Source organism: Janthinobacterium sp. BJB301, assembly GCF_002735685.1.
In the GTDB taxonomy this organism is placed as follows: Bacteria; Pseudomonadota; Gammaproteobacteria; order Burkholderiales; family Burkholderiaceae_D; genus Janthinobacterium; species Janthinobacterium lividum.
In genome coordinates this window covers 1317875-1330518 of the sequence record NZ_PDZJ01000001.1, presented here as the reverse complement: position 1 = coordinate 1330518, position 12644 = coordinate 1317875, and the positions used below count along the sequence as shown (strand labels likewise).

Sequence of the window (12644 nt, the reverse complement as noted above, 5' to 3'; positions counted from 1 at the left end):
ATCAGAAGCTGAACGGGAATCGGAGACGCACGATCAAATACGCACGAGGTCGCCAAACGCATTGCTGCCGCGGGCATCGGGCACGAATGCCAGGCTGATGTGCGCGCCATCGCGGCGCGCCTGCACGCGGTAGCTGCCCACGGGCACGTCCACGAAGAGGCCGCCGTATGCCGTGTCCGGTTCAAGGCCGCCACCCGTGACATCCTCCCCGGCACCGATGAAGACGCGGCCCGAGACGACAGCCAGATGCACTTCCACATGCGGTTCGGCAAGTTCGGCGTGCAAGGCAAGTTCATACGCGCCGTCGCCGCCCACGTTAAAAAACGCCACCTGCCCCGCATTCACGGCCGCCAGTTCCGCACTGGGAAGGCTCCACCAGTCGCAGTCCTCTTCCAGCTTGTGGCGCAAGAGCGCCGGGTCGAACACGCACACGGTCGCCGTGCCGGTCACAATGCTGACGGAGGGGCCTGCCGTCATGCGGCCAGCGGCGCCGGCCCCAGCAAGGGCTGGCTCTCCACATACTGCGCACTGGCTTGCGCCTGCCACGGAAAATGGCCATCGCGCGACGGCCAGACGATCTGGTACAGCGTAAAATCATCGCCCTGGTAATACCAGCGCGCATAGCCGACATAGTTGCGGTATTGCTCGACGGGCACGCGCACGAAGGCGCACTGATGGCCTTCCAGCAAGACATCCGTGGTGGCCGTGAAATCCGTGATGGCGCCGCTGCGCGCGGCGTCCAGCGCCACATCGAGTATCTGGTGGGCCATGGCGCGCGGCAAGCCCATGATGAGGAACTCAGGCTGGCCGAAACTGTGGCAAGCACCTATCGTGAACGCATAGCCGGGACCTTCTTCATCCGCACCGATATGCACGCCATGCCAGCCGTGGGTGGCGATGTCGTCGATGACTTTTTGCTCGGATGCATCCTCGCCTGCCTGCCTTACCATGGTTCACCTTTCACTGTGCCAAAAACCTTGCCGCCTTCGCGACATGCTTACCGGCAATTATCGCATGCAGCACGCGTCCGCGCGCGCACGGTGCCAGTGCTTCAGTCGCGCGGAGGCCGCGCAGGGAAGCGCACCTGGTGCCATTGCCGCATGCGCTGCTGCGCCTCTTGCAGTTGGGCCGGCTCCAGCCTGGCGCCAGCCGCTTCCCTGGCCCTGGCAGCCCCGCTGTCGCCGCCCTCGGCCGCCAGTGCCAGCCACATGTAGCCACAGACGGGATCCTTCTCCACGCCCCGCCCGCTGTTATACATGCCGCCCAGGTTGTATTGCGCCAGAGCATGGCCCTGGCCGGCCGCGCGCGCATACCATTGCACGGCCAGACCGTCGTCTTGCGGCACGCCATGGCCGTTCGCATACATGACGCCCAGGTTGTTCTGCGCGCTGGCATCGCCCTGCTCGGCGGCCGTGCGATACCAGCGCACGGCGCACGCCTCGTCGCGCTCCACACCCTGGCCATTGGCATACATCACGCCCAGGTTGAACTGCGCATTCGACGCGCCCTGGTCCGCCGCCCTGGCGTACCAGTCCAGTGCCTGGCGCAAGTCGCGGCCCACGCCGCGTCCGCCCGCAAACATGCCGCCCAGATTGTATTGCGCCATGCAATGGCCTTGCATGGCGGCACGCCGGTACCAGACGACGGCACGCGCCTCGTCCTTGTCCACGCCCTGGCCGCGCGCCAGCATCAGGCCCAGGTTGAACTGGGCGTCGGCGTCGTCCTGCTCGGCCGCCCGCTGCAGCCAGGCATACGCGCGCAGCTGGTCGGGCGCCACGCCCAGGCCTTCCGCATAGGCCACGCCGAGTTGCCGCTGCGCCACGGCCAGGCCTTGGGCAGCGGCCTGGCGGAACCAGGCCAGCGCCTGCGCATCGCTCTGCACCACGCCCTGGCCCCGCTTGTAGACGAGCCCCAGGTTCAGCTGCGCCTGCGCATCGCCCTGCAAGGCTGCCTTGCGGAACCAGGCCAGGGCCAGCGCATCGTTCTTTTTCGCCCCCAGCCCTTGCGCATAGGCTTCGCCCAGCAGCGATTGCGCGCTGGCCACGCCCTGTTCGGAGGCGCGGTAAAACCACGCCAGGGCCAGCTCGTCGCTCTGCAGTACGCCCCGTCCCTTGCGGTACATCTGCCCCAGGTTTTGCTGGGCCGAAGCATCGCCCTGGGCGGCCGCGCGGCGAAACCACAGCACGGCGTCCTCGTCGCTCTGCGCCACGCCGCGGCCGTGGTAATACAGGGCGCCCAGGTGGTTCTGCGCGAAGGCCAGCCCTTGCAACGCGGCCAGGCGTAGCCAGACAAAGGCGCGCGCATCGTCCTGCGCCACGCCTTCGCCCTTCTTGTACATCAATCCCAGGTTGAACTGGGCGTAGGCATTGCCCTGCTCGGCCGCCGTGCGGAACCAGATATACGCCTGATGGCTATCTCTGGCAGTATGGTGCTTGTCCATGTGCGCCCCCATCCACATTGCGCTTGCCGGCAGCACGCGCAAAACGGCGGCCCAGGGCGGCGAAATCGTGTGTTGCTTAAATTTTAAATTCGATGCGGGGGAAGGACTTGAGCAGGCTCAAACGAAATAACAAAATTATATCGTTTTGATGAGCCTGCTTAGAGGAGAATGGCGCTCAGCGGCGTGACGGGTGCTTTTGCAGGAATTGCGGTACTTTCGCGGCGGCCAGCTTGTTCAGCGACACGAGCAAATCCGCGTCGACATCGGCGATGCCATAGCTGCTGCGCAAATGGCGGCCGATATGGATCAGCACTTGCGCCGCCACTTCCGCATCGGACTCGGCCCTGTGGGCGGCGCTCTTGAAGGCGATTCCCAGCTGGCTGGACAACAAACCCAGCTTGTAGCTGGCCATGCCGGGAAACACGCGGCGCGACAGTTTCAAGGAACACACGAGCGACTGGTGCGCCGGTGTCAGGTTCAGCCTGGCGCTTTCCGCGCGCAGGAATTTCTCATCGAAGCTGGCATTGTGCGCCGACAAGGCATCGCTGCCAATAAAATCCAGCAGCTGCGGCACCACCTCGGCCACGGGCGGCGCCTTGTCCACCATCGCCTGCGTGATGCCCGTCAAGCCCGTGATGAACGAGGGGATGCGCGCATTGCAGTTGATCAGGGTCACATAGCGGTCCGTGATCCGCCCGCCCTCGATGCGCAGCGCCGCCACTTCCGTGATGCGGTCGCCCATGTCGGGAGATAAACCGGTCGTCTCGAAGTCGATCATGACGATCGGTTTGTCAAACACATTCATAGGGCGTTCTTTCGTGGGTGCAACAGTGGGGGTATCGATAAAATGCGCAGGGCAAGGCGCCGCGTCGCAGACAGTACACCAGTACGGCAAGACGCGGCAACGCCGCCATGCACATTTTATCAACCAAATTTACGCACGGCGTCCAGCGCGAGTCCCGCCCCAATACTGCCGAACAGATCACCCTCGACCTTGCGCGCAGCCGGCACCAGGGCGGCGATCTTTTCGCGCAGCAAGCGCACGCCGCTCGAACCGCCCGTGAAGAACACGGTATCGACGGCTTCCGGCGCCACGCCCGCGTCACGCAGCAGGCGCAGTACGGTTTCTTCCACGGAACCACACAGGTGGCCGATGGCTTCGTCGAATTGCGTACGCTTGAGCAACAGGCTTTGCGCGGGCGACAGACGATCCAGTTCCAGCTGCACTTCGGCTGCGTCGGACAGGGCAATCTTGCCCTCTTCGACTTTCATGGCCAGCCAGTGGCCGGCGCGCTCGTCGATCAGCTTTTGCAGACGCCCCATCTTGTCTTGCTCGCGCGCATCGCGGCACACGTCGGCCAGCTGCACCCAGATCTTCTTGGTGTAGGCCAGGTTGATCGTGTGCCAGGTCGCCAGGTTGAAATAATAGCTGGATGGCACTTCGCTATTGTTATGCAGGCGGCTGCCATAACCGAGCAAGGGCATGACGGATGACAGGCTCAGGTATTTATCGAAATCCGTGCCGCCGATGTGCACGCCACCGGTGGCGAGGATGTCGTCGCGCCGCTCGGTCTTTTTCGCCCGTTCCGGCGACAGCCGCACCAGCGAAAAGTCGGACGTGCCGCCGCCGATGTCGGCGATCAGCACCAGTTCTTCCTTGTCGATTTGCGACTCGTAGTCGAACGCGGCGGCAATCGGCTCGAACTGGAAGGCGACGTCCTTGAAACCGACGGAGCGGGCCACTTCGGCAAGCGTGTCTTGCGCCAGCTGGTCGGCTTGTGCATTGTCGTCGATAAAGAAGACGGGACGGCCGAACACAGCGGACGAGAATTCGCGGCCGGCGGACTGCTCGGCGCGGCGTTTCACTTCGCCAATGAATTGCGCCAGTAACATGCGAAATGGCAAGGCGCGGCCACCCACTTCCGTCTGGCCATCGATGAGGCTCGTGCCCAGCAAGCTTTTCAGCGAGCGCATCAAGCGCCCCTCGTAACCGGCCAGATAGCCGGCCAGCGCCGCGCGGCCAAAACTGACTTCCTCGTCTTCCGCATTGAAGAAGACGACGGACGGTAAGGTCGTCTTGCCATCTTCCAGGCCGAGCATGGTGCTCTGCCCGGGACGTGCCCAGCCTACCGTGGAATTTGACGTGCCGAAATCGACGCCGCAAGCATTGGCCATGTCGACCCTTCCCTGAATAAAGGGGCGTTATGTTATCAGAAGGCAGGCCATTGCACCAGCAAAACCCGTTCGACGGGGTCAACAGCATAAACTTGCTTTGCATCAAGTAGCGGCCGCGCGCAAAAGCTACTCTTGGAAGTGATGCCGAGCAACTCGGCCAGCTCCCGGAGACCCATCGTGCCCCTCACCCGCCTGCGCCACCCGCGCCACCTGCCCGCTGTTTTGCTGCCTGCTACCTTGCTGGCGGCCTTCCTCGTTTCCCTGGCCGGCTGCGGCGGCGGTTCGGCCGATACCCAGGCCGGCGCCGGCTGCTCGCTGCACAGCACGGCAGGCTGCGGCGGCAGCCCGCCGCCCACCGTGCCGCCCGTGAAGCCGCCAGCCACCCCGCCCGTGACGCCACCCGTGATTCCGCCGGTCACGCCGCCCGAGCCGGCCAGCCTGGCCAACGCCGTCAACCTGGTCTTTTCCAACACGGAACTGGCTTCGGCGGGACTGGCAGGCAGTGAAGTGAGCGTCACGGCCCTCGTCAAGGATGGCGCCAACCTCGCCTTGCCAAACGCAAAAATTTCTTTTGCCGCCGATTCCGGCATCCTCGGCAGCGTCGACGCCGTAACGGACAAGAACGGCCAGGCGCGCGCTTTGCTGGGGACCGGCGGCGCCAACAGCAACCGCAGCATCACCGTGACGGCGCAAGTCGGCACGCGCAGCGGCAAGGGCACGGTGGCCGTCACGGGCAGCAGCGTGGAAGTGCTGGGGCCGGCCGCCTTGCTGCTGGGCCAGGGCGCCGACCTCACCGTCACCGTGCGCGACTCGGCGCGCAAGCCCGTGGCCGGCGCCGCCATCGCCTACAGCACGGGTGGCGGCAACGGCGTGCGCGTCAAGGATGGGAGCGCGGCGCTCAGCAATGCGCAAGGCCAGCTGGTGCTGCGCCTGACGGCGGGCAGCCTGGGCAAGGATGCCGTGTCCGTCAGCGCACTGGGCGCCGCCGCCACGCAGGCATATGCCGTGGCCGGCAGCGACCTGCGCCTGAGCCCGGCCGTGGGCCAGGACGCCAGCGGCGCGGACGTGCTGCCCGAGATCGCCACCCTGGCGTGCCAGCCCATCGACACGCGCTATGACAAGGCTGGCGTGGCGCAAACGGGCAGCGCCAGCCTGTCGACCTCGCGCGGCAGCCTGTTTGCGGACAGCGCCTGCAGCCAGGCCTTGCCTGCCAGCTTGATTTTCAGCAATGGCAACTTGCCGCGCAGCTATATCCAGTCGGCCAACGCGGGCGTGGCGACCGTCACGGCCGCCGTGGCGGGCGGACCCACGGCGCAGACGCGGCTGGAATTCATCGCGCCATTGAGTCCTGCCAGCAAGCTGGCCGTGCAAGCGGACCCGGCAGTGCTGCGGGCCAATCCCGGCAATGGCTTGCCCGCCGACAACGTCAGCACAAGTATCAGCACAATCAGCGCCGTCGTGCGCGATGGCGCCGTCAACAACCTGGTCAAGAACGCGCCTGTGCTGTTCAGTATCTTGAGCGACCCCAGCGGCGGCTATCTGCGGCAGGCGGGCCGGGTGCTGACGGGCAGCGACGGCCTGGCGCGCGCCGTGTATGTGGCGGGGCCGGCCGACAGCGGCCGCGACGGCGTGCTGATCCAGGCCCGCATCGAAGGCGCGCCGCAAGCGGCGGCCACGGCCCTCGTGCGCCTGACGGTGGCGCGGCAAGCGCTGTCGATCAAGCTGGGCACGGGCAGCCTGCTGCGCGAGCATTCGGCCAGCGTGCTGCAGAAGGACTTTGCCGTATTCGTGTCCGACAGCGCCGGCAATGCCGTGCCCGGCGTTGCCATCACGGCCGCCGCCTGGCCCAGCCGCTACGCCAAGGGATATTATGTATGGCAAGCGGACAAGCCCGAATTCCCCGACACGGGCGTCTGGCGCCTGGCCCTGCCCCACTACAGCTGCGCCAACGAGGACGTCTTGCGCAACGGCATTTTTGACGCCGCCTACGACCGCAACGGCAATGGCGTACTCGACCCGGGCATCCCCCTGACCGTCAGCGCCAGCGGCCTGAGCGACGCGCTGGGCATGGCCACCGTCACCGTCAGCTATCCGCGCAACTACGGTTCCTGGGTGGACGTGGTGCTGACTGTGCGCGGCAGCGTCAGCGGCACGGAGGCGAGCGCCACGGCGGAATGGCCATTGCCTACCTTGGCCAGCGATTTCAGCGCCCGCCGCGTGGACCCGCCGGGACGCCTCAGCCCCTATGGCAGCGGGCCGTGCGACAGCAGCGATTGAGAGGCTGCCAGAGCACTTGCCATTCAGTCATATTTTTTTGCAACATGAACAATAAGCGTGAATAAGCATGCAGTCTTGCCATATGGCAATCTTTTGCGCTATGCTCATTCTGCCCGCCCAGGCCGTCACAAGCGGCCGGGCCTGCAGGAATACTTTGAGACAGGTTGCTTGCCAGACCAATATGCGAAAAAAGAATACTGTAGCCCGGACACCCATCACCACCACCCGCGCCATACCCGGCGCCGGACGGCGCGTGACCTCGTATGACGTGGCCCTGCTGGCCGGCGTGTCGCAATCGGCCGTGTCACGCTGCTTCAAGCCGGGCGCCAGCATCTCGCCCGCCACCCATGCCAAGGTCATGCAGGCGGCCATCACCCTCGACTACATCCCGAACGCGGCCGCGCGCAGCCTGATCACGCGCCGCTCGAACCTGGTCGCCGTCATCATTTCCAACCTGGCCAATCTGTACTATCCGCAAGTATTGTCCGACCTGAGCCAGCAAATCGCCCGCCTGGGCAAGCGTCTCTTATTGTTTACCCTGGAGCGCGAAGCGGACATTGGCAAGGTCTTGTGCGATGTGTGGCAATACCAGGTCGACGGCGCGGTCGTGGCCGCCTGCCTGTCGGACGAGCAGATGGCTGAGTTCGGCCGGCGCGACGTGCCGCTGGTGCTGTTCAACCGCAGCCCGCGCGAACATGCCGTGCACGCCGTACTGTGCGACCAGGCCGAAGCGGCGCGCCTGCTCGTCTCGCGCCTGGCCGAAGCGGGCCACCGCCAGTTTGCCATCATCGACGGCCCCGGCGACTCGGCCGTCGCGCAGGAACGCAAGGCTGGCATGCTGGACCGGCTGCTGACCCTGGGCTTGCCCGCGCCCATCGTCGTCAGCGGCAACTACGACTATGCCAGCGGCGGACGCGGCTTGCGCAAGGTCATCGACCGCCTGGGCCGCGTGCCGGATGCCGTCATTTGCGGCAACGACATCATGGCCATCGGCTGCCTGGACACGGCGCGCCACCAGATGGGTATCCAGGTGCCGCTGCAGATGTCGGTGGCCGGTTTCGACGCGCTGGAAGCGTCCGGCTGGCTAAGCTACGACATCACCACCCTGCGCCAGCCCGTGCAAAAGATGGCCGCCGATGCCGTCGCCATGCTGGGTGAACTGATGGAGCGGCGCGGCGGCATCGCCGAGCGGAGACGGTATTGCTCGTATCTGGTCGAGGGGAGTACGGCGCGGCTGACTGCTGAGCAGCCCCACTTCGGCATGATGGCCGCCGCCTGAAAACAAAAAACCTCGCATCGCTGCGAGGTTTTTCACTTGCAAGACCAGTAAATCAACCGAAGATCTTGCCCTTGAGCATATTCAAGCCTTGGCTGACGAGGTCATTGCCTTCCGGTACCTGACCATCCGGGGTCAGCTTGTCGATCAGCTGGGGCAGCAAGGCTGCCAGGCCGCCCGAGGCCGCATCCGGTGCGACTCCCGCTTTTTCAGCGATCTGGGTGATCGTGTCGCTGCCCAGCGCATCCTTGATCTGTTCGCCGGAGACTGGCGCATTGGCGCCGGTGCCGATCCAGCTGGCCACCTGGTCGCCCAGGCCGCTTTCCTGGAACTTCTGCAGCAGGCCGGGCAAGCCGCCATGCTGGTTGACCAGGTCCATCACGCTGGCCATCAATCCCGATGGGGCTTCCCCGTCAGCACTTTTATTGCCCAAAGCGCTCATCGCCTGTCCTGCAAGTTGGTCTAGCAAACTCATCGTATTCTCCTGAACGCTATCGATTAGTGCCGCGTGACTGCGGCGTCGGTATGGCGCAGACCATTCTCCGCCACGGAAATCATTATACTATGAATAATAACAGTGACATAATTACAATCCCAAGGCGAACGCACAGACGGCCTCACTGTCGAGGCGCCCACCTCCATCATATTTAGTTCGGCACAACTTGCAAGCGTAAATTGATCGTGCGCAAAAACGTGTAGAATTAATTTTCCTACTTACTGAGGAGTATCAACATATGAACATCAATAAAGCGGTAGACAAGGCTTACGAAAAAAAGACGTTCAAGGAAATCGCTGATGCCCCCGTCGACGCGCTGCAAGGCGTGAGCGAGAAGGATGCGGAGCTGCTCAAGCAGGCATTCAATATCAAGACCGTGCGCGATCTGGCGAACCTGAAATACTCGAAATGGGCGCGCGCCATCGTCACCCTGGCCGATACGGAAGAATAGACCGGGCCATGCTTTTGGCATCCCCGTCAGCACAGCCCGCCCGAATCGGCGGGCTTTTTCATGCCAGACAGCCAGCGGCTGGCAAGGCGATAGCCGCCGGGAGGCGCCATTGGCCACGCCGCTGACCCTGCCCGGCATCTGCTGGCCCCTGCAAGCGAGCACAGGCCATCTTGCCGTCACCACATCCCACATCACGGGCCACTTTCGCGCCGGTGCGGGGCTGGACGCCATCGTCCTGTGCGATCTGCTGCCCGCTGGAAAATTTCGCAACGGCGCGGCGCGCCACTGGTGCCGCACGCACCAGTGCTACTGGGGCACGCAAGCCGATCTGGCCGGCTGGCAAGCAACAGAGCCCATGCGTTGCCGCCAGCACGCCAGCCCCATGGGCTATGTGCTGTATCCGGAATTGTTCGACCCCACGCAATTCCACGCCAGCACCTTGCGCCTGGGCACGGATGGCCTGCTGCAACTGCGCGCCCGGGCCAATGACGGCGGCGCCCTGCTTGCGCGCGACGCGGCCGCGCTGGCCATCGACTGCCGCGCCCTGCCCGGCCTGTTTCCTCCCGACATAGTGCAACTGAATATCACGCCGCCCGCCGCGCAAGCGTTCGCCGCCGCGCTGCAGGCTGGCGCACCGCTGGGCTGCAGCGACTGCGCCCGCTGCAGCCACCCGCACCTGGACCTGGGCGACTTCGCGCTGGTGCCGCACCGTCGCCACAGTTGCGGCCATTGTGGCCACGACGCCTCGCACAGCGCCACGGCCATCGTCTCGACGCCGCTGTGGCGGCTGCGCGAATACGCCGCCCGCCTGCCTGGACGCGGCATGCAATACTTCTGAAGGTGCGCCCGCCCACAGTCAGGCAAGGCACTGCCGGGTAGACTGGCTCCATTACCATCACGAGGACGGTCCCATGCCACCAGCGCAACACCAGGATGAAAATGACCAGCCAGGCGACGCAGGCGACTTGTCCGACCTGCTCAGCGAATTGCGCATCCTCTTGCCGGGCGCGCAGATGCTGACGGCCTTCCTCATCATCCTGCCCTTCAACGGCGGCTTCGCGAAGATCGTGCAGGCGGAAAAAATCGTCTTCCTGCTGACGTTTTTCCTGTCCATGACCAGCCTGGTGCTGCTCAGCGCGCCAGCCATCCAGCACCGCGTGATGCGCCCCCTGCAAGACCGCGAACGCTTCAAGCGCGTGGCCGACCGCATCATGATGTGCGGCGCCTTTTCCCTGGCGCTGGCGTTTATCTTAGGCACCAACCTGGTGATGTCGGAAGTGTTCGGCCACGTCGCTGGCATCATCGCCTGCGTGCTGATGGGCGCGCTCATCATTTGCATGTGGTGGTGGCTGCCCTTGCACCTGAAGCACGCCAGGAAAATCTAGAACACCTAACCAAACCTACTGCGCGTCGCGATTTGCGGTCTCCGATGCTCACTGTGCTCAAGCACAGCTCCGCTTCTCAGCCACAACTCATCCCGCTCGCTACGGTTTTGTTAGGTGTTGCTAAGCGGCTGCGCCCGCCTGCTGCAGCAAGGTTTCCCGGAAGATACCCACCAGCGGACGCAAATTGACCTTGTGCCAGGCCAGCCACAGGGGCGTGCGGTAGCTAAACCACGGCAATTCCCTTACGACGACGCCGGCCGGCGCGTGCTGACGCAGGCTGTGCTGGATCATGGCCATGCCCAGCCCGGCCGCCACCAGGCCCAGCGCCGTCAGCGGCTCTGTTGCTTCCATGCGGATATCGGGCGTAAAACCGGCGCGCGCGCAGGCGGCGATAAAGTTATCGTGTTTCAGCACGCTTTCCTTGTGCAGCACGGCAATCCACTCCTGGCCTGCCAGATCGTCCGGGGTCAGCTCCGCCTTGGCCGCCAGCGGGTGCGTTTCCGGCAAGGCCAGCAGCATGGGATCGCTCAGCACTTGCGCGCAATCGAGGTCCGGGTCGTTCGGCAGCGGCGGCTCGCACAGCAGCGCGATATCGAGGCTGCGCTGGCGCAAGCCTTCGATCTGCTCGGCCGAATGCAGGTTGTACAGGGCGATGTGCACTTGCGGCCGCGTGGCCCGCAAGGCGCGCAAGCCGTCCGGCAACACGCCCGCATGCATGGCGTTTTCGATGTAGCCTATGCACAGGCCACCCTCGTCGCCGCGCCCCAGCCGTTTCGCCAGCGCTTCCAGGCGGTTCCCGTGGGTGATAAACGCGCGCGCTTCGGCCAGGAAGGTATGGCCATCGCGCGTCAGGCGGATGCGCTGGGCGCTACGCTCGAACAGGGTCAGGCCCAGCCTGTCTTCGAGCTGGGCGATTTGCCGGCTCAGCGGCGACTGGGAAATATGCAGGCGTTCTGCGGCCCGTCCCACGTGTTCTTCCTCGGCGACGGCGATGAAGTATTGCAATTGGCGTATGTCCAGCATGTCAGACCTTTCAGGACTCAAGTTGCGCCAATTATGTCTTGGACAAGCTTAACTTGTCCAACTATTCTGTCTTCACTGATCCACACATTGAAGGAAAACATCATGACAATCAAACACTTACTGACAGGCAAACTGGGTTTCGGCACGGCGCCGCTGGGCAATATGTTCCGCAACATTCCGGAACAGGAAGCGCTGGCGACCGTCGACGCGGCGTGGGAATCGGGCATCCGCTACTTCGACACGGCCCCGTTCTACGGCGCTGGCCTGGCCGAGCTGCGCCTGGGTGCCGCCCTGAAGCAGCGCCGCCGCGACGATTACGTGCTCAGCACCAAGGTCGGCCGCCTGATCCTCGATGAACTGGAAGACCCCACTGCCCGCGAACTGGGCGAAAAAGGCGGCTTGTTCGAATTTGGCCGCAAGAACAAGATCGTCGATGACTACTCGGCCGACGCCACCCTGCGTTCGATCGAAGACAGTTTGAAACGCCTGGATACGGACCACCTCGATATCGTCTGGGTCCACGACATCGCCCAGGATTTTCATGGCGACAACTGGCTGGCGCAATTCGAGATTGCCCGCACGGGCGCCTTCCGCGTGCTGACCCGCTTGCGCGAAGAAGGCGTCATCAAGGCCTGGGGTGTGGGCGTGAACAAGGTGGAACCGCTGGAACTGACCCTGGACCTGGCCGAAGCCCAGCCGGACGCCTTCCTGCTGGCCGGCCGCTACACCCTGCTCGACCATGAACGGGCGCTGCAGCGCCTGATGCCGGCCGCGGCAAAACAGAACGTCGACATCGTCGTGGGCGGCCCCTACAGTTCAGGCATCCTGGCTGGTGGCGCGCACTTCGAATACCAGAAAGCTTCGCCCGAAATCATCGCCAAGGTCGAACGCATCAAGGCGATTGCCGCGCGCCATGGCGTCAGCGTCAAGGCTGCCGCCCTGCAATTTTCCCTGGCCAATCCTGCCGTGGCTGCCGTGATCCCCGGCGCCAGCCGTCCGGAACGCCTGGCCGAAGACCTGGCAGCCTTGAACAGCGTCATCCCCGCCGCATTCTGGCAAGACATGCGCGCCGAGCAACTGGTATCGGCCTTCGCCCCCCTGCCCGGCGACACTCTCTGATA

13 protein-coding genes are annotated in these 12644 nt (G+C 64.4%); 6 read left to right on the top strand and 7 right to left on the bottom strand.

Features of this window, described 5'->3' with window-relative positions; all coding sequences use genetic code 11:
* Positions 1–33 precede the first annotated feature (33 nt).
* The 5 genes from CSQ91_RS05735 to CSQ91_RS05715 form a co-directional block, all read right to left on the bottom strand.
* Positions 34–477 (bottom strand): DUF6386 family protein, encoded by a 444-nt coding sequence (locus CSQ91_RS05735; protein ID WP_099387645.1) that lies wholly within the window; start codon positions 475–477, stop codon positions 34–36.
* A complete protein-coding gene (locus tag CSQ91_RS05730; RefSeq protein WP_034781444.1) occupies positions 474–950 on the bottom strand; it encodes a DUF4262 domain-containing protein in 477 nt (158 codons plus the stop codon). Before CSQ91_RS05730 ends, CSQ91_RS05735 begins: the two co-directional genes overlap by 4 nt.
* A 101-nt stretch (positions 951–1051) precedes the next feature.
* On the bottom strand, positions 1052–2440 hold the full coding sequence (locus tag CSQ91_RS05725; protein WP_070279859.1) for a tetratricopeptide repeat protein: 1389 nt from the start codon (positions 2438–2440) through the stop codon (positions 1052–1054).
* 175 nt (positions 2441–2615) lie between these two features.
* Positions 2616–3245, bottom strand: coding sequence for a 3'-5' exonuclease (locus tag CSQ91_RS05720; RefSeq protein WP_170846245.1), 630 nt, complete (start codon positions 3243–3245; stop codon positions 2616–2618).
* Positions 3246–3364: 119 nt separating this feature from the next.
* The gene (locus CSQ91_RS05715) at positions 3365–4615 is read right to left on the bottom strand and encodes an Hsp70 family protein (RefSeq protein WP_034781446.1); all 1251 of its coding nucleotides are present in this window, start codon (positions 4613–4615) and stop codon (positions 3365–3367) included.
* A gap of 177 nt (positions 4616–4792) precedes the next feature.
* Here CSQ91_RS05715 and CSQ91_RS05705 point away from each other — a divergent pair, with 177 nt between their 5' ends.
* A complete protein-coding gene (locus CSQ91_RS05705) occupies positions 4793–6892 on the top strand; it encodes an Ig-like domain-containing protein (RefSeq protein ID WP_180278353.1) in 2100 nt (699 codons plus the stop codon).
* Between the two features lie 253 nt (positions 6893–7145).
* Positions 7146–8171 carry a LacI family DNA-binding transcriptional regulator gene (locus tag CSQ91_RS05700; RefSeq protein ID WP_244517331.1) on the top strand — a complete coding sequence of 342 codons (1026 nt, stop codon included), beginning with the start codon at positions 7146–7148 and terminating at the stop codon, positions 8169–8171.
* Positions 8172–8223: 52 nt separating this feature from the next.
* Here the strand turns inward: CSQ91_RS05700 and CSQ91_RS05695 are convergent, their stop codons facing one another.
* The gene (locus tag CSQ91_RS05695; protein ID WP_034751100.1) at positions 8224–8643 is read right to left on the bottom strand and encodes a YidB family protein; all 420 of its coding nucleotides are present in this window, start codon (positions 8641–8643) and stop codon (positions 8224–8226) included.
* Between the two features lie 259 nt (positions 8644–8902).
* Here CSQ91_RS05695 and CSQ91_RS05690 point away from each other — a divergent pair, with 259 nt between their 5' ends.
* From CSQ91_RS05690 to CSQ91_RS05680, 3 genes are all read left to right on the top strand, one after another.
* Entirely contained in the window at positions 8903–9115 is a 213-nt protein-coding gene (locus CSQ91_RS05690; protein WP_034751103.1) for a hypothetical protein, read from the top strand.
* Positions 9116–9224: 109 nt separating this feature from the next.
* On the top strand, positions 9225–9953 hold the full coding sequence (locus CSQ91_RS05685) for a hypothetical protein (RefSeq protein ID WP_099387643.1): 729 nt from the start codon (positions 9225–9227) through the stop codon (positions 9951–9953).
* A gap of 73 nt (positions 9954–10026) precedes the next feature.
* Positions 10027–10500 (top strand): DUF6328 family protein, encoded by a 474-nt coding sequence (locus tag CSQ91_RS05680; RefSeq protein ID WP_034781452.1) that lies wholly within the window; start codon positions 10027–10029, stop codon positions 10498–10500.
* Positions 10501–10620: 120 nt separating this feature from the next.
* Here the strand turns inward: CSQ91_RS05680 and CSQ91_RS05675 are convergent, their stop codons facing one another.
* Entirely contained in the window at positions 10621–11523 is a 903-nt protein-coding gene (locus CSQ91_RS05675) for a LysR family transcriptional regulator (protein ID WP_099387642.1), read from the bottom strand.
* A 102-nt stretch (positions 11524–11625) separates the two neighbouring features.
* Between CSQ91_RS05675 and CSQ91_RS05670 the strand changes: the two genes are divergently transcribed.
* Positions 11626–12642, top strand: coding sequence for an aldo/keto reductase (locus tag CSQ91_RS05670; RefSeq protein ID WP_180278352.1), 1017 nt, complete (start codon positions 11626–11628; stop codon positions 12640–12642).
* Positions 12643–12644 lie beyond the last annotated feature (2 nt).

Bases quoted from the DNA above. Each gene is read 5' to 3' on its own strand.
- CSQ91_RS05735 (WP_099387645.1), bottom strand. From the start codon at position 477: ATGACGGCAGGCCCCTCCGTCAGCATTGTGACCGGCACGGCGACCGTG.
- CSQ91_RS05730 (WP_034781444.1), bottom strand. From the start codon at position 950: ATGGTAAGGCAGGCAGGCGAGGATGCATCCGAGCAAAAAGTCATCGAC.
- CSQ91_RS05725 (WP_070279859.1), bottom strand. From the start codon at position 2,440: ATGGACAAGCACCATACTGCCAGAGATAGCCATCAGGCGTATATCTGG.
- CSQ91_RS05720 (WP_170846245.1), bottom strand. From the start codon at position 3,245: ATGAATGTGTTTGACAAACCGATCGTCATGATCGACTTCGAGACGACC.
- CSQ91_RS05715 (WP_034781446.1), bottom strand. From the start codon at position 4,615: ATGGCCAATGCTTGCGGCGTCGATTTCGGCACGTCAAATTCCACGGTA.
- CSQ91_RS05695 (WP_034751100.1), bottom strand. From the start codon at position 8,643: ATGAGTTTGCTAGACCAACTTGCAGGACAGGCGATGAGCGCTTTGGGC.
- CSQ91_RS05690 (WP_034751103.1), top strand. From the start codon at position 8,903: ATGAACATCAATAAAGCGGTAGACAAGGCTTACGAAAAAAAGACGTTC.
- CSQ91_RS05680 (WP_034781452.1), top strand. From the start codon at position 10,027: ATGCCACCAGCGCAACACCAGGATGAAAATGACCAGCCAGGCGACGCA.
- CSQ91_RS05675 (WP_099387642.1), bottom strand. From the start codon at position 11,523: ATGCTGGACATACGCCAATTGCAATACTTCATCGCCGTCGCCGAGGAA.
- CSQ91_RS05670 (WP_180278352.1), top strand. From the start codon at position 11,626: ATGACAATCAAACACTTACTGACAGGCAAACTGGGTTTCGGCACGGCG.